At 44.3% G+C, this 16,369-nt stretch carries 20 protein-coding genes; 9 read left to right on the top strand and 11 right to left on the bottom strand.

The window, feature by feature from the left end:
* Position 1: 1 nt before the first annotated feature.
* The 11 genes from ACE1TF_RS18070 to ACE1TF_RS18120 form a co-directional block, all read right to left on the bottom strand.
* On the bottom strand, positions 2–1,279 hold the full coding sequence (locus ACE1TF_RS18070) for an O-acetylhomoserine aminocarboxypropyltransferase/cysteine synthase family protein (protein ID WP_375018889.1): 1,278 nt from the start codon (positions 1,277–1,279) through the stop codon (positions 2–4).
* Positions 1,280–1,311: 32 nt separating this feature from the next.
* Positions 1,312–2,904: a glutathione ABC transporter substrate-binding protein gene (locus tag ACE1TF_RS18075; protein ID WP_375018869.1), complete on the bottom strand. Its 1,593-nt coding sequence runs from the start codon at positions 2,902–2,904 to the stop codon at positions 1,312–1,314.
* A gap of 119 nt (positions 2,905–3,023) precedes the next feature.
* Positions 3,024–3,641: a helix-hairpin-helix domain-containing protein gene (locus ACE1TF_RS18080; protein ID WP_375018871.1), complete on the bottom strand. Its 618-nt coding sequence runs from the start codon at positions 3,639–3,641 to the stop codon at positions 3,024–3,026.
* 124 nt (positions 3,642–3,765) lie between these two features.
* Positions 3,766–4,503: a class I SAM-dependent DNA methyltransferase gene (locus ACE1TF_RS18085; RefSeq protein ID WP_042401045.1), complete on the bottom strand. Its 738-nt coding sequence runs from the start codon at positions 4,501–4,503 to the stop codon at positions 3,766–3,768.
* A 14-nt stretch (positions 4,504–4,517) separates the two neighbouring features.
* Positions 4,518–4,871: a ribosome silencing factor gene (gene rsfS, locus ACE1TF_RS18090; protein ID WP_042424570.1), complete on the bottom strand. Its 354-nt coding sequence runs from the start codon at positions 4,869–4,871 to the stop codon at positions 4,518–4,520.
* 6 nt (positions 4,872–4,877) lie between these two features.
* On the bottom strand, positions 4,878–5,456 hold the full coding sequence (gene yqeK / locus ACE1TF_RS18095) for a bis(5'-nucleosyl)-tetraphosphatase (symmetrical) YqeK (protein ID WP_042401039.1): 579 nt from the start codon (positions 5,454–5,456) through the stop codon (positions 4,878–4,880).
* Complete coding sequence (locus tag ACE1TF_RS18100) at positions 5,437–6,027, bottom strand: nicotinate-nucleotide adenylyltransferase (protein WP_375018874.1); 591 nt, start codon at positions 6,025–6,027, stop codon at positions 5,437–5,439. The genes yqeK and ACE1TF_RS18100 overlap by 20 nt, the downstream gene beginning before the upstream one ends.
* Positions 6,028–6,037: 10 nt before the next feature.
* Positions 6,038–6,331, bottom strand: a complete 294-nt coding sequence (yhbY, locus tag ACE1TF_RS18105; protein ID WP_042401036.1) for a ribosome assembly RNA-binding protein YhbY — start codon at positions 6,329–6,331, stop codon at positions 6,038–6,040.
* Positions 6,321–7,163, bottom strand: a complete 843-nt coding sequence (gene aroE, locus ACE1TF_RS18110; protein ID WP_042401033.1) for a shikimate dehydrogenase — start codon at positions 7,161–7,163, stop codon at positions 6,321–6,323. Before aroE ends, yhbY begins: the two co-directional genes overlap by 11 nt.
* A 12-nt stretch (positions 7,164–7,175) precedes the next feature.
* Entirely contained in the window at positions 7,176–8,288 is a 1,113-nt protein-coding gene (gene yqeH, locus ACE1TF_RS18115; RefSeq protein ID WP_307189789.1) for a ribosome biogenesis GTPase YqeH, read from the bottom strand.
* Positions 8,275–8,790 carry a YqeG family HAD IIIA-type phosphatase gene (locus ACE1TF_RS18120; RefSeq protein WP_375018877.1) on the bottom strand — a complete coding sequence of 172 codons (516 nt, stop codon included), beginning with the start codon at positions 8,788–8,790 and terminating at the stop codon, positions 8,275–8,277. Before ACE1TF_RS18120 ends, yqeH begins: the two co-directional genes overlap by 14 nt.
* 387 nt (positions 8,791–9,177) lie before the next feature.
* Between ACE1TF_RS18120 and ACE1TF_RS18125 the strand changes: the two genes are divergently transcribed.
* The 9 genes from ACE1TF_RS18125 (at position 9,178) to ACE1TF_RS18165 (ending at position 15,808) form a co-directional block, all read left to right on the top strand.
* Positions 9,178–9,312 carry a sporulation histidine kinase inhibitor Sda gene (locus tag ACE1TF_RS18125; RefSeq protein ID WP_081829246.1) on the top strand — a complete coding sequence of 45 codons (135 nt, stop codon included), beginning with the start codon at positions 9,178–9,180 and terminating at the stop codon, positions 9,310–9,312.
* Positions 9,313–9,580: 268 nt separating this feature from the next.
* Positions 9,581–12,001: a Na+/H+ antiporter subunit A gene (locus tag ACE1TF_RS18130; protein ID WP_375018879.1), complete on the top strand. Its 2,421-nt coding sequence runs from the start codon at positions 9,581–9,583 to the stop codon at positions 11,999–12,001.
* Positions 11,992–12,426 carry a Na(+)/H(+) antiporter subunit B gene (locus ACE1TF_RS18135; protein WP_307189788.1) on the top strand — a complete coding sequence of 145 codons (435 nt, stop codon included), beginning with the start codon at positions 11,992–11,994 and terminating at the stop codon, positions 12,424–12,426. Before ACE1TF_RS18130 ends, ACE1TF_RS18135 begins: the two co-directional genes overlap by 10 nt.
* A gap of 1 nt (position 12,427) precedes the next feature.
* The gene (locus ACE1TF_RS18140) at positions 12,428–12,766 is read left to right on the top strand and encodes a Na(+)/H(+) antiporter subunit C (protein ID WP_042401027.1); all 339 of its coding nucleotides are present in this window, start codon (positions 12,428–12,430) and stop codon (positions 12,764–12,766) included.
* Positions 12,759–14,240 carry a Na+/H+ antiporter subunit D gene (locus ACE1TF_RS18145; protein WP_375018882.1) on the top strand — a complete coding sequence of 494 codons (1,482 nt, stop codon included), beginning with the start codon at positions 12,759–12,761 and terminating at the stop codon, positions 14,238–14,240. Before ACE1TF_RS18140 ends, ACE1TF_RS18145 begins: the two co-directional genes overlap by 8 nt.
* Positions 14,241–14,245: 5 nt before the next feature.
* On the top strand, positions 14,246–14,728 hold the full coding sequence (locus ACE1TF_RS18150) for a Na+/H+ antiporter subunit E (RefSeq protein WP_375018884.1): 483 nt from the start codon (positions 14,246–14,248) through the stop codon (positions 14,726–14,728).
* Positions 14,728–15,009: a Na(+)/H(+) antiporter subunit F1 gene (locus tag ACE1TF_RS18155; RefSeq protein ID WP_042401020.1), complete on the top strand. Its 282-nt coding sequence runs from the start codon at positions 14,728–14,730 to the stop codon at positions 15,007–15,009. Before ACE1TF_RS18150 ends, ACE1TF_RS18155 begins: the two co-directional genes overlap by 1 nt.
* The gene (gene mnhG / locus ACE1TF_RS18160) at positions 14,981–15,373 is read left to right on the top strand and encodes a monovalent cation/H(+) antiporter subunit G (protein ID WP_307190163.1); all 393 of its coding nucleotides are present in this window, start codon (positions 14,981–14,983) and stop codon (positions 15,371–15,373) included. The genes ACE1TF_RS18155 and mnhG overlap by 29 nt, the downstream gene beginning before the upstream one ends.
* A 159-nt stretch (positions 15,374–15,532) precedes the next feature.
* Positions 15,533–15,808: an HU family DNA-binding protein gene (locus ACE1TF_RS18165; RefSeq protein WP_042401017.1), complete on the top strand. Its 276-nt coding sequence runs from the start codon at positions 15,533–15,535 to the stop codon at positions 15,806–15,808.
* Positions 15,809–16,369 lie beyond the last annotated feature (561 nt).

Here is a 16,369-nt window from a genome sequence, read left to right on the forward strand (position 1 = left end):
CTTATAGTTTCTCTAACCCAATGGCGAGGTCTTGGATGATATCATCTGCATGTTCGATACCGACAGAAAGTCGAATGAGTTCGGGCTTTACACCTGCTTGTTTTTGTTCTACTTCGCTCAATTGTTGATGTGTTGTGCTTGCTGGGTGAATAACCAATGACTTCGCATCCCCAACATTCGCAACGTGAGAATGAAGTTGTACATGATTGATGAACGCTTTGCCTTCTTCCATCCCACCGTTTACACCAAACGTCAAAACTGCCCCTGGACCGTATGTGAAATATTTGTCAGCTAACGGCTTACTAGGGTGTGAATCCAATCCTGCATAATCGACCCAACTTACCTTCTCATGGTTTTGCAAGTATTCGGCTACTTTTTGAGCGTTCTCCGTATGACGTTCCATTCGTAAATGAAGCGTTTCTAACCCTTGCAACATTTGAAATGCATTTGTTGGCGAAATTGCTGGACCAATATCTCGAAGTAAACGCACGCGCGCTCGAATAATAAATGCTAACTCACCGACCGCTTCCGTATAAACGACACCATGATAGCTCGGGTCTGGTTCACTAAACATCGGGAACTTTCCATTTGCCCAATCAAACTTTCCACTATCGACAATCACACCAGCAATCGACGTTCCATGGCCTCCGATAAACTTTGTTGCCGAATGAACGACGATATCCGCACCGTGCTCAATCGGCCGACATAAATACGGAGTGGCGAGCGTCGCATCAACCATTAGCGGCACTCCTGCTTCATGGGCTACATTTGCAACACTTTCAATATCAAGAATTTTCCCGTCCGGGTTGCCTATGAGTTCCCCGTAGACGAGTTTCGTATCGGCTGTTATCGCCTCTTTGTAAGCGTTTGGATCATCGATGGGCACGAAATGCACTGTGATGCCCATATCCGGCAACGTGTGCTTAAATAAATTGTATGTGCCTCCGTACAATGAGCTAGATGCAACGATCTCATCTCCTGCTTTACAAAGGTTTAGAATCGCTAAGTGAATTGCCGCACTTCCACTTGCTGTCGCTAAAGCACCTACCCCTCCTTCAAGAGCAGCTACCCGTTTCTCAAACACATCTTGTGTCGGGTTCATGATGCGAGTATAAATATTCCCGGTCTCAGCTAAAGAGAAAAGATTCGCCGCGTGTTCAGTATCATGAAACCCATACGATGTGGTCTGATATATAGGCACCGCTCGCGCTCCTGTCGTCGGATCAATCTCTTGCCCACCGTGCACAGCAATCGTTTCTAACTTCCAATTTTCTTTCATCTCCATCGTCCTCTCACCCATCGTTTTAGAGGCTAGTAGCCAGCAGAAGCTTCCTCATCAATACTCACTTGCCAAAGCGGAAATTGCCCATTTGGGTAATGAATAAAGTCATTTACTGATGAATTGACCCCGACGACATAATCGGTGTGCAATGTGTAAATCATCGGCGCCTCATCAATGAGCGTTTGTTGCACTTGACCATAAAGGTCTTGTCGAGCTTCCTCATCTAGTTCAGCCCGTGCCTCATCTAATAGATCGTCGACTTCTTCGTTATGATATAACGTTTGGTTCCCCGCAGAACCGAAGTTATCAGAATGGAAAAGTGTTCTCACGCCATTGTCTGCGTCTCCGGCTGAAATAGACCAGCCGAGAATGAACATTTCCGTATCCCCCGCATCAACAAGGTCCAAGTACGCACCCCATTCGACTTCTTCAATCGTCACATCTACACCGATCTCCCCAAACTGATCTTGGGCAAGTTCAGCAATTTGCACCCGCATCGGATTAGCGTCATTTGTGTGCATCGTCGCGCTAAAACCATCTTCATACCCTGCTTCTGCAAGTAATTCTTGCGCTCGCTCTGGGTCATATGGCAGTGATTCAACATCAGGACTTGATGCATTGACAAGATCGTTAAGTGGTCCGTCGGCTACTGATCCGTACCCTTCGTATAACCCTTCAACAATCGCTTCGCGGTCAAGCGCCATCGACAGCGCTTGTCGGACACGCTCATCATCAAATGGCTCTACTTCATTGTTAAACCCGATGTAATCGATCCCGAACCCTTCTTGAGAAACAACGTCCATGTTATCCAACGCTTCCATTCGAGCAACATTCGCAGGTTCAATCTGTTGCATAAAGTGGGCTTCGCCTTGCTCCATCATCGCCATCCGCGTCCCTTGTTCAGGTACGACTCGCAACGATACTTGGTCTAAAATTGCCGGTTCTCCCCAGTAGTCTTGGAAATTAGCTAGAACAATTTCATTGTTTAGGTCCCATTCTTCTAGCTCAAATGGGCCTGTTCCAACTGGGTTAGTTGCAATTGGTGTCTCTTCTTCGTTGGCAATCGCTTCAGGGCTTAAAATACCAGCTGACCCGTGAGCGAGGTGTTGCAGCAACGGGGCAAAAGGCTCGTCAGTGGAAATATGTACGGTGTACTCATCGACGGCTTCCACTTCGTCAACAGGACCAAACAGATTCGCTCTTGGCGACGCCGTATCGGGGTCTAGAAAGCGGTCGAAGTTCGTGACGACAGCTTCTGCGTTAAACGCCGCACCGTCATGAAACTCTATGCCTTCACGAAGCTGAAACTCCCAAGTCAACTCATCAATCTGTTCATACGACTCAGCGAGTACGGGTTCCAATTCCATATTCTCGTCAAACATGAGTAAATTTTCGTACAAATTAAGAGTGACGATGTGCGACGGCACGTCAGTAATTTGGTGAGGATCTAAAGTGACTGCATCCGCTGGCATGGCCATAATGAAATGTCCGCCATCCGACGCCCCTTCCCCATTCGCGTCAGTTGCCGTTTCTTCTGCACCTTCATCTGCAGGGTCACTTGTACAAGCTGCTAACGCGAGACCAAACGTCGAGAATGTAAAAAATGCTGTTGTCTTTTTCATCTTATCTTGTCCTTTCTTGTCGTCGTGTTCCGATTGTAATACAACGACATTTGTAAAACAATTGTCACTCATCAGATCATTCTATAAATGATTCGTTCGTCCTCGATCTTTTGGCAGATTTATGGGGTAGCGATCTGATCGACAAGTGCTGCAAATGATTTCTCCCCGATCCCGGAGACGTTCATCAGTTCTGACGGATCATCGAATCGCCCATTCTCTTCACGATACGTAACAATGGCCTGTGCTTTAGCAGGCCCGATGCCTGGAAGCGTCTGTAAATCTTGTTCGGTAGCCGTATTAATATCAACCGTTGCACCCGCACCTTCCGCTTCCGTTGTTCCTGCCCAACGCTCACTTAATGATCCTTCTTCCTCATCCTCATGAGGCACGTAAATGACCATCTCATCGGTGAGAACTTGTGCAAAATTCACGTATGCTTCATTCCCTGTTTCGGAGACTCCTCCTGCCATGCGAATGGCATCGTCTACTCGGTAACCTTGATCGAATTCATATACACCTGGTCGCTCTACCTCACCTTTCACATCAACGATGACTGTCGAAAGCTCTACCTCCTCTTCCTGTGGGACTGCTTCTTCACTCTCCTCTTCCCAAGGCAGCTCATCCAATGATGCTTCAAGCGTATCCGGTTGACGGTCGTTTGATGCAAATAAAAACCCAAAAATCGTAATCATAAACATGCCTAAACCCGCAACAATCATCCACCATTTTTGCGTCATAGTGCCTCCATATCGAACGTTAATTAGTTGGAATAGTATGAATATAAAGGGCAGGAGAAATTCGAAGAAAAACTGCAGTATAGTTGGTTGAATTATACTACAGTCTACTCGTCGTCACAATACTTTACTTAGAGGCAACAAAAAAGATGCGTTCACTCTCTTCAGTTGGCGCTTCATCTGTAAAATCTGCGGTCACCTGAACATTGTGAAACCCAGCCTGCAGAAGCCACTTTGTGTACGTATCGACAGAAAATGTTCGCTGCATATGCGTCTCATCGACCCGTTCGTAGTTCCCATCGGATTGCTTTTGATAAAATGTCAAATCATGCACGACGCCATTCTCCAAATCTTCTAGTTCATAGCTATTCCAGATAAGAGACACATCCGGATCATCATCTCCATAACTAAAGCCAGGGAAGTCGTGTAGAAATTTAGAAAGTGAGTGCACGTCAAAAATAAGAATGCCCGATTCATTTAAGTGATTGTAAAAGGATACGATGCTCGACTGAACGTCTTGCTCATCGAGCACATAGTTTAATGAATCACAAAACACGGTAATCACGTCGTAACATTCTCCTAGCGACAACTCACTCATGTCTTGAGCATGAAGCTTCGGTTTCACACCATTCAACCGCCGGATCTTTTCATCGGCAGCTGCAAGCATCGATTCCGACAAATCTACTCCACTCACATCATATCCTTGTGAGAGCATCATAGACATGAGTGTGCCCGTACCACAACCAACGTCTAACATTTTCGGATTACGTGTCGTAATCACACGATTTGTCCACTCCAACCACCGCTCATACGGGGCATCTTGCATTAAATAATCGTAGAGCGGTGCTCCTTTTTCACTGTACATATCGTTTCAACCCCTTAAGCAAGCATCCGTCCAACTTCAATTTGGTCGGCTTCTCCCCAAAGTTTTTCGAGGTTATAGTACAGTCGATCATCTTCATGGAAAACATGGGCAACTACATCTCCGAGGTCGATTAACACCCAGCGCCCTTCTCGGTAACCTTCCATACGCTTTGTTTCATACCCGTTCTTCTCTGCCTGTTCTTTCACTTCACTTGCAATGGCTTGTACTTGTTTCACAGAAGATCCGTGAGTAATCATAAAATAATCGGCAACGACAGAGATCCCATTCATGTGTAATACTTTAATGTTTTGCGCATTTTTTGAGTCAGCAGCTTGTACAGCAAGCTTCACTAGTGGTTGATCATTCATAAAAAGTCATTCACTCCTTGATGGTTTGGTCATAAGCATTGAATTGTAGGCGGCTAGCGTCATCGGGTGTACCGGACGTCTATTCTCGACTAGATGTGAGATTGTACTTACAAAACAAGCCGTTACTGCTTCATCTAAGCCTTTTTCTGCCGCTTTTCTCACTTCATGAACACCAGGGAAATGACGTCCTGGTTCGATGAAATCGGCAAGAAAGATGATTTTTTCAAATGTAGACATATCCGGATGTCCCGTTGTATGCCAATAAACAGCATTAAAAATATCTTGATCGATTACGTCCTTAAATTCACGCTCAATCATATAAGCTCCTGCAGGCGCGTGTAAAAGAACACCCCCAAATTCGGAGAAGTTTTCGTTCGGTTCACGCTCTTTTAAAACATTTAACAATGACTCTTTTGCAAGAGGTTTTGCATAATCATGAAGAAGGGCTGCCACTTCAATTCGGTACGTATCTTCATTATACTGTTCTGCAAGACGCACCGCCTCGTCTCGAACGCCAAGTGTATGCGTAAACCTTGACTCTGGAAGCACTTCTTTTACTCGGTTTTCAATATCCGTCGTTTTCATACAAGTGATTCTCCTCAACGTAAGACCTTACCTCTTCCGGAATTAAAAACCGGATGGACTGCTGCTTTTTAATTCTAGAACGAATGTCTGAGGATGAGATGGACAATTGGGGTACGTGAATATACAGCATCGTCTCCGAAATGTGTTCCCCTTTTTCCAACGAATAATCAGGCCGGTCCGTCACAATAAAACGAACCATGTCGCGCAGCCGATCGATTTGATGCCACCGCTCCAAACTCTTTACCATGTCGCCACCAATAATAAAATAAAATTGCTCATTCGGGTAAATTTGCAGCAAATGTTCAATCGTGTCGACCGTATAGGATGGGCCCGTTCTCGCTAGTTCTAGTCGCAATAATTTAAACTGAGGGTGGTGCTGGATCGCCAACTCTACCATGTGCGCTCGGTCTTTACCATCTGCCATTCCTTCATGCTTTTTATGCGGGGGAATATTCGCTGGCATAAACCAAACTTCATCTAGTGAACACTCATTTAATGCTTGTTCAGCAAGAATTAAATGAGCAATGTGCACAGGGTCAAATGTACCACCGAAAATGCCGATCTTTCTCATTTTCTCCCCCTTACGGTAGTTCAATGCGTGGATTTTCAGTGGATGGGCGGTACAAAACGATCGTAAAGCCAATCACTTGAACGAGGTGGGCTCCTGAACGTTCAGCGAGCTTATTTGCAACCACATCCTTGTCTTCAGGACAGTTTTGCAACACGCTCACTTTAATGAGCTCACGAGCCTCTAGCGCATCTTTGATTTGAGAGATGAGGTTCGGATTCACTCCCGCTTTCCCTACTTGCAATATCGGTTTGATTGCATTGGCTTCACTTCTTAAATACTTAAGTTGTTTGTTCTTAAGTTGCATGTGGTATTCCCAACTTTCTTTCGACTGTTTGTTTCATCACCGTGCGGTTTGCTTCACGATGACTCCATAGTTCATAGGCTAGAGCAGCTTGCTCAATAAACATCCCTAAGCCATTTTGTACGGCTCTTGCATTCGTTCGATGTGTTTTTAACCAAGCGGTTTCACTCGGATTATAGATGAGATCGCTTAAATATACGCCTGACCTCAACTTGGTCGAATCAATGAGGGTTAGTTGCTCCCCTTGCAACCCGATCGATGTGGTATTAATTACACAATCAAATTGAGGAAGTAACGGTGTAATATCATTCGTTGAGTAAACATCCATTGCGCCTATAGAGGCAAAATCCGCTGCAATTTTTTCGGCACGCTCCTCAGTCCGGTTCACGACACTTAGGCTTTTTACCCCATGCGTGAGTAGAGAGTATGCGACCGCTCTAGCAGCACCACCAGCGCCAATCATCAGAACATTCATTTCCCGTAACGCTTCAGAACCCGTCATGGCGAGAAGCGCATTCAAAAACCCTTTACCATCTGTATTATAACCTGTAAGCTTCCCACCGTCGTTGACAACCGTGTTGACAGCACCAATCATCTTCGCTTCAATATCAACGTCATCCAGTAGGTTCATAATGTCCACTTTGTGAGGAACCGTGACGTTCCACCCGGATACACCAAGAGTCTTAAACGCACGAACCGCCTCAGGAAGGTCGCTCGGGCAGACATCATACCCTGAATAATACGCAGCGTCACTTTGTGCGCTAAAATGTTCGTTATGCATATAGGGAGACATCGAATGTTTAATCGGACTGCCAATTACTGCATAATTCTTCATTTACTCTCCTCCTTAAATGATTGCTGATCGAAGGGTAACTTTGACATTTTTCGGTGCGTATACGTTCACCTTTGCTCCTTTTTTACCGACGGTAATCCAACCGAGCCCTGGAACGACAAGATCAGTTTTATCTTCTTTAATATAAAACGTGTGTAACACAAGCTCTGGCACTTGTTCCAGAACATCTATTGCTGGGGGCAAAAGTAGATCCTGGCCTTTATGACGCTCATACAAATCATCGGCTGCTTCTAACTTTGTCCGATGCGGCTTGAACGCCTCAGGAAAATAACAAACAAAATGATTCGACTCACCTTCTAAAAAGTCCATACGGGCAAGACCACCGATAAAAAGCGTTTGCTCGGACTGCAACTGAAAAATGGTCGGTTTAATTTCTTTTCGCGGTTGCAATACATGCACGGCGTGACGAGGTAATGATTGAAACATTTGTGATGGGTTGATTACACCAGGTGTATCATACAACTTTGAACCGTCATCTAGTGGCAGATCAATAAACGCAAGTGTTGTGCCTGGGTATACTGAGGTCGTAATGAGCTGATCATCATCCCCTTCAAATGCTCGGATCAATTGATTAATGAAGGTAGACTTGCCAACATTTGCGCTGCCGATGACATACACATCTCTACCGTTCCGCAACTCATCAATGGCGGCTGCCACACGTACGACATCTGCTTTTTTATTTGCACTCATAAGCTCGATCGATTTAGGAGCGTACCCTTTTGCCTTCGCTTCTCGTTTCAGCCAAAGCCGAATTTTATTTTCATTCACCGATTGCGGCAATAGATCGAACTTGTTGCCAACGAGCAACAGCGGTAGATGCTTTAAATCTTTGCGATGAAGCATCCAACTGCCCTCAACGTCGAAGAGATCAACGAGCATGACGATTAGCGCGTCTTGCTTCCCGACTTCAGAAAGCATTTTGCTAAAGTCTTCGTCCGTGAGCGGCACATCAGGAACTTCATTATAATGTTTCAACCGATAACAACGTTGACAAACGATGACGTCGCGTTGCAATGCATTTACCGGAACATATCCTGGTTCATTTTTATCTTCTGTCTGAACAGGTATACCACACCCCGAACAGATGATATCTTCATTCACTTCCATGATGTCTTTTCCGCCTTTCTAACTTCCTCATAACCATCTGTTCCACTTTCCGGTTCGCCTTCGTCATCCATCCGTCTGTCTCAGATACTGGAACGACAAGAATCGTGTAAAATCCACCACGATTGCCCCCAAATACGTCGGTTAACAGCTGATCGCCAACGACGACGACTTCATTTTTTTGCAGCCCCATCTCTCTCATCGCTCTCTTAAACGCTCGAGTGAGTGGTTTTTTGGCTGAATGAATAAAAGCAACACCCGTCGGTTCTGAAAACGTACTTACTCGTTTCTTCGTATTATTAGAAACGATTGTAAGTTTTAACCCTTCTTGATGGACCATCTCAATCCAATCTAGTAACTCAGGCGTCACATCGGCACGATCCCATTCTACTAATGTATTGTCTAAGTCGGTAATAACGCCTTTGACCCCTCGGTCTTTCAACTCTTTTAAATTAATCTCGTATATACTCTCTGCAAATTGATCCGGCACCATGGCTCCTAACAAAGTTGCTCCTCCTCCGTAACGTTCCTCACTATCACTAAACTGAAAGTATACCTGCTTTAGGCGGTGATTTCAACGATCACACGCCGTCACGCTCTCCCCAACGCTCATAATCAAAACAAAAGCTGAGAAAATCGTAATTATTTATCGACAAAAAATGCATCTACAGCTCTGTGGATAAACTTATCCACTTATTCGCATCCGATAGGATCAAGGTTAAACAAACATTTAAACATTCTCTTCACATTTTATCCACCACGCACTGTGGATAACAGTGCAGTTGTTCAAGTCGAAGGTTCGTGATAGGATCATAATAGATTCAAACAAGAGGCTACACACCTAAAGGCAATGATATATTGAGGAGGTGTACCCGCGTCTTGCGGTAACCCTATGCGCAACCTTTCTGACGACATGCTATTAGAAGCATACGAACAAGCATTGCATTTGCAATTAAGCGAAGATTTCATTGCCATCATTCGATCGGAAGTCGAAAGAAGGGCACTGACTCCTGCACTCCATCATTAATTATACTCCAATACATGAACGCGTCTTCGTGAGTGGCACATTGTGTGCTGCTTACTTTTTTTGTATTGACAACTTCTTATTGGGGAAGTTAAAAAGAAAAACCCGACTAGGTATAAAGATCCATTTTCTCATCTCTCGCGTTTTTCTCATCCTATTTAAAAAGAAAAGATTGCCTTAAGAGTTTAGAGTGGGCACGTTTTTAAGTATGCGCTATACTCAAGTATAACTCTTTCAGGGAATAGCTTACAGACTGGAGGCACACCGACATATGGAACAACTGACGTTACTTCTTGTTCTATCACCATTTATCTTGGCAATCTTTGTTCCAATCTTGTATAAATACATACGCTCTGTTCACACAGGTTGGTTCGTATTTCTTTTGCCATTGTTTCTATTTGTCTATTTCATCACATATCTCCCAGATGTGATGAATGGCAACAATAGCTACTATTCCGTACCTTGGGTTCCAACACTAGGAATGGATTTTTCCGTCTTTATTGACGGTTGGGGGCTACTGTTTGCCTTACTAATTACCGGGATAGGTTTTCTCGTTGTCCTTTATTCGATCTATTATCTCGATAAAAATCAGGAAAAGATCCATAACTTCTATGTTTATCTATTAATGTTTATGGGTGCGATGCTTGGTGTCGTTCTATCAGACAACATCCTCGTTCTTTATGTGTTCTGGGAACTGACAAGTTTGTCATCGATGTTACTCATTAGTTACTGGTTTAAGCGAGAGGCTTCTATTAAAGGCGCACAGAAGTCAACACTCATCACAGTGTTTGGCGGATTTACAATGCTCGCAGGTATCGCGCTTCTCTACTTAATGACGGGAACGTTAAGCATTCAAGAAATGATCGCAGGAGCCGACGGGCTAACGACCGAAACCTTTTTCCTTCCTGCAATGCTGTTAATCTTAGTCGGTGCCCTCACCAAATCTGCACAGTTTCCGTTCCACATCTGGTTGCCAGATGCGATGGAAGCGCCGACACCTGTCAGCGCCTACTTGCACTCAGCTACGATGGTAAAAGCCGGAATCTACCTCATCGCTCGTTTCACGCCATTCTTTGGCGGAACCGCGGAATGGTTTTGGATTCTCGCATCTTTCGGGCTGTTTACGCTCTTATACGGATCCATATCTGCCGTTCGTCAAAAAGACTTAAAGAGCATTCTTGCGTATTCAACGATAAGTCAATTAGGCATGATCGTCAGTTTACTCGGAATTGGTTCTGCAGCTCTTTACTTTGATGCACCCGACGAGTTATATACAGGTGCCATTCTTGCGGCAGTGTTTCACCTTATTAATCACGCTACGTTCAAAGGTGGCTTGTTCATGGCCGCAGGCATTGTTGACCATGAGACAGGTACCCGCGACATTCGCAAACTGGGTGGTCTACTGACCATCATGCCAGCAACGTTTACAATTTCAGCAATTGGCGCGGCTTCGATGGCCGGTTTACCACCATTCAATGGCTTTTTGAGTAAAGAAGAATTTTTCATGGCACTCACCGATGCCGCTCAGTTTGAGATCTTCTCCATGCAATCAGCAGGAATATTCTTCCCGATCATCGGTTGGGTCGCGAGTGTATTTACATTCTTATACTGCTGCATCTTTGTGTTTCGGACTTTTGGTGGCAAATTTATTCCAGAGAACTTCAAAAAAGAAGTGCACGAAGCACCAATCGGTATGCTTATTAGTCCAATTATTCTCGTTGCGATCGTCGTGATTACTGGGATCTTTCCAAACCTCTTGGCCGACACGTTTATCGCGCCGGCGATGGCTTCTATTTTACAAGGAATACCAGAGTCACATGCCGCATTTGATGTAAACATTACCCATTGGCACGGATTTGAAATCGAATTATTTATGACCATAGGTGTTTTTGTACTTGGTGGGATTCTTTATGCAACGATGCGCCGTTGGCAAAAGCTTGCCATCTACAACCGTGAGCGTGATATCGTAAACCACGTATATGACGCGGGCTTGAATGGTCTTATTCGCGGATCAACGGGCATTACAAACGTACAAATGACCGGTCGGCTTCGCGATTACCTAGCCGTAACTGCCATCTTTTTAGTGTTGTTAACGGTATATACGATGGTGAAGTACAACAGTTTTGCGATAAATTTAGAAGGAATGAGTGATGTTGAACTTTACGAGTTCATCATCATCGGAATGTTTATCGTATCTGTAATCGCCATACCTTTCATTCAAAAACGAGTCGCTTCAATTGTTATGCTAGGTTTTGTCGGTTTTTACATCGCCGTTTTGTTCGTGCTCTTTAGAGCACCTGACCTAGCAATGACTCAACTACTAGTCGAGACGGTCGTCGTCATCTTGTTTATGCTTGCATTTTATCATTTACCTGAACTTCGCAAAGAGAAGAGCAAGCCGCTGTTTAAGTGGACGAATGTCATCATTTCGGTCGGTGTCGGCGTTACAGTTACGCTCGTTGCACTCGCTGCTAATGCGTATCGACAAGGACATGATTTAATCCCAATTTCTCAGTACCACCTCGAAAATTCTGCAGATCTTGCAGGTGGTTACAATGTCGTCAACGTTATCCTTGTTGATTACCGTGGGCTGGATACAGTGCTCGAATTGCTCGTTCTCGGCATCGCTGCACTCGCCGTCTATGCGGTCGTAAAATTCCGTCTGAAGGAGGGTGAGAACGAATGGCAATGAAGTGGAAAACAAACAACCTGTTATTCATTCACGTCACGCGTGTCGCTGCATTTTTGATTCTCGCTCTATCCATTTATCTATTCTTTGCCGGGCATAACGCTCCCGGCGGTGGGTTTATCGGTGGACTGATGCTAGCAACGTCTATTCTTCTACTGTACGTGACCTTTGACCAGCGTAAAGTGAATAAGATTCTTCCTATCGATTATATAAAATGGATTGCTGCAGGCATTTTAATTTCGATGCTTACCGGTTTGATCGGTACTGTTGTCGGCCTGCCGTTTCTCACACAGTTTTTCGATTACTTTTATCTGCCTTTCTTTGGCGAGTTTGAATTGACGACCGCTGTTCTGTTTGATTTAGGCATCTATTTAGGTGTCGGTGGAGCAGCATTACTCATTATCCTGACTATTGCGGAGGACATCTAATATGGAACTACTCATGTCAATCGCAATCGGTGTGCTTTTCATGGTGGGAACTTACCTTATGCTCACACGTAGCATCTTACGTGTCGTCATTGGAATTGTTCTTTTGTCCCACGGTGCTCACTTATTGCTACTCACAATGGCTGGACTAAAAGAAGGCATGCCAGCGCTTGTTGACCAAGCGGAGTGGGCGTATACAGACCCACTCCCACAAGCGCTCATTCTGACTGCCATCGTTATTAGTTTCGGTATGACCTCTTTTTCACTTGCACTCGCATACCGACTATATAACGTTCATAAAACCGATGATCTTGATGAACTAAGGGGGGCTAATGATGACTAATTTAATACTAATACCGCTGATTGTCCCGGTCATCATGGGCGCTGTGCTCGTCTTTTTCTCTAAAAATGAGCGGATTCAAAAGGTAATCAGTGCCGTTACGATGCTAGCCATGCTCATCGGAAGTATCCTTCTATTCTCTGAGGTTTTGACAAATGGAACCGTTGTGATTCACCTTGGAGATTGGCAAGCCCCATACGGCATCCCTCTCGTTGCCGACTTATTGTCTGCTTTTATGTTGCTCGTTTCAGCGATCATTGGGACGGTTAGTTTATACTATGCTTTTAAAACAATCCGCCCTGAACGTTCACGCTATTTCTTTTATCCGTTTTTCTTCTTCCTACTAACAGGAATTAACGGGTCCTTTTTAACGGGTGACCTCTTTAACTTGTTTGTATTCTTTGAGGTTATGCTCATATCTTCATACATACTTATGGTGCACGGCAGCAGCAAGTTTCAACTGCGAGAGACCTTTAAGTATTTTGTCATTAACATGTTTGCATCTATGCTATTTTTAGCAGGGGTTGCTTACATCTATGCAGCAACAGGCACACTGAATTTCGCGCATTTAGGCGTGCGCGTCGCTGAGCTCGGGCAAGACGGCCTATTGAACGTCATCGCCGTGCTTTTCATCGTCATCTTCGGTGTAAAGGGTGCCATCTTCCCGCTATACTTTTGGCTTCCACGAGCATACACGGGGCCTCCATCAGCCATCGCCGCCTTATTTGGTGGTTTATTAACGAAAGTCGGCCTGTATGCCATTATTCGGATGTTTAGTGTCGTCTTTAATCAAAATCCCGAGTTCACGCATACTGTTATTCTCGTTATGGCGGCATTCACGATGATCTTAGGTGTCCTCGGTGCGGTGGCAAGTTATAATTACAAGAGCATTTTGGCATACCACTGTATTAGTCAGTACGGCTATATTATGATGGGCTTTAGCATTTTTTCACCGCTAGCAATTGCTGGTGCGATCTATTTCATCGCACACCATAGCATCGTTAAAACAGCGCTATTCCAATTTGCTGGGGTCACTGAACGGATAACGGGAACGAGTGATTTAAAGAAAATGGGAGGCCTATTAAGCTCTCATCCTTGGCTTGCTTGGTTATTCTTCATAACAGCCATGTCACTAGCTGGCATCCCGCCACTTACAGGTTTCTTTGCGAAATATCCTCTCGTTTTAGACGGTTTGGATCAAGGACATTACATCATCGTCGGTATCGCCCTGTTTGTCGGTCTCCTTACCCTCTACTCCATGGTGAAAATCATGATGTATGTGTACTGGGGCAAAGAGAAACATACAACTGAGCAAAGACAAATCAAGGTCGGTTCGCTTCTTTACCCGATCATCCCACTCGTTCTGCTCACTGTCGTATTTGGTTTTGCAGCAGAACCTGTGATGCAAGTATCGATGACAATTGCTGAAGAAATATTAGAACCAAGCAACTATATCAATACGGTATTAGGAGAGTAGATGCTATGGTCTTTCAATTTTTATTAAACGTTGCCATTATGGTCATTTGGGTCGCCCTTCAACAGGAATATACAGGTTCTGATTTTCTCATCGGTTACGTTCTAGGTATGATCATCGTCTACTTTTTTAGAGGAATCTTAAACCAGCCCTTTTATTTACGAAAAGGGTTTGCGATTATTCGCTTGATCTTATTGTTCACGAAAGAATTGTTAGTCGCCAACTATGATATGGTGAAAGTCGTATTAAACCCGAACTTAAAGCGTGACGTGAAACCAGGCATTATTGCCGTTCCAACGACACTCAAGTACGATTGGGAAATCACGATCTTATCGATGCTGGTCACATTAACGCCAGGTACGTTAACGATGGATTATTCGTCCGATGCTAGAACCTTATATATTCACGTCATTCATGTTGATGACCGAGAAGAAGTTATTAAAGACATTACAGACAGCTTTGAAAAAGCCATACGAGAGGTGGGAGAATAATGGTTGAGACGATTGTCCCCTATGCACTTATTGCATTGTCTATATCCATTGCCCTTTGCTTAATTCGTGCGCTTATCGGACCAACAACCTCGGATCGAGTTGTCGCGCTTGACTCGTTTGGTCTAAACTTGATCGGTGTCATCTGTCTCATTATGATCGTCCAAGACACAAGTGCTTACGTAGAAGTAACCCTCATCATTGCGATTCTCGCATTCTTAGGCTCAGTAGCCATTGCCAAATTCCTCGAGAGGGGTGTCGTCATTGATCGAGATTCTCATTAGTATATGTATTATTTTAGGTGTATTTTTAAGCTTAATTGGGTCGATCGGCATTCTCCGGTTAAAAGATGCCTACGGGCGCATGCATGCGGCTACGAAAAGTGCAACATTAGGAATCATCTTCGTCATCATCGGCACATTCTTTATGTTTTTAATGCGAGGCGAGCTGCTGTTACAGCTTCTTTTCGCCATTGTTTTCGTCTTTTTGACAGCCCCGGTCGCTGCTATGATCATTTCTAGGTCCGCTCACCGCATTGGTGTCGAACTTTGGGAGAACACCGAGATTGATGAACTTCATGACAGCTATCCTGAACACGTAAAGCCGACAAGAAGCGATGTTGTCGCCGAAAAGCCGTCGGATCGCTGATTCTAAAGACCGAATGATTGAAACGCATTTTTCTCGGCTATACTTTAGACGAACGTTTCATTTCTCTTAAATATCGGTACAACACTTGACATAGCAAGGGTTTCATGAGTAAATTTGTAATGTACCCGGATTAAAATGTCATGAAAGGGAGTAATTTCAATGAACAAAACAGATTTGATCAATGCTGTTGCTGAACATGCAGATCTTTCCAAAAAAGAAGCTTCAAAGGCCGTAGACGCGGTATTCGACAACATTACCGATTCTCTTAAGGCAGGCGACAAAGTTCAACTTGTTGGCTTTGGTAGCTTTGAAGTACGCGAGCGTGCGTCTAGAAAAGGACGTAACCCGCAAACTGGAGATGAGATCGAGATCCCAGCAACGAAGAACCCTGCTTTCCGCCCAGGTAAGCAACTAAAGGATGCAGTCAACGAATAATCCATATGAAAAAAGAAACCAGGTGTCGGATGTTGCCGATACCTGGTTTCTTTTTTTATGCACAGCCTCTCATTGCTTATATTTCGCTTATGAGAAGACTTTGTCGAATTCTCTATACATAAACCCCTTGTCACTATAAAACGGCCTGATTGCAGCGATAGAGCGCCTTCTTGCTAGAGAGACAGAAAAAGCGCCATGAAGGCAAACACAATCTACAAAAGTAGAACCATCATCGCTATACACGCAACGAGGTGCTTAAAAAGCGATTTGTTTTTCTGAGCTGCGGGTTTTAACTTGGGGCGCAGGAATTGGTTCCAAAGATTTTTGATTGGAATCAGATTCACTCATAAGTGATCGTTTTGCCTCGTTCTGATTCCAATCGATCGACATCTAGTTCCTAACGCCCATTTATGGAATCAGATTCAGCCCTTTAAGGTAGAGTCCATATAATTGTGTAAAAGTCAAAAGGGTCATATTGATCCCATGTTACAATGTTTTCGCCATGAAAATTATGAACAGGGGGAATCAATATGACCCAAGTAAATATTACATTAGACTTGG

The organism is Geomicrobium sp. JSM 1781026 (genome assembly GCF_041949955.1).
In the GTDB taxonomy this organism is placed as follows: domain Bacteria; phylum Bacillota; class Bacilli; order Bacillales; family Marinococcaceae; genus Geomicrobium_A.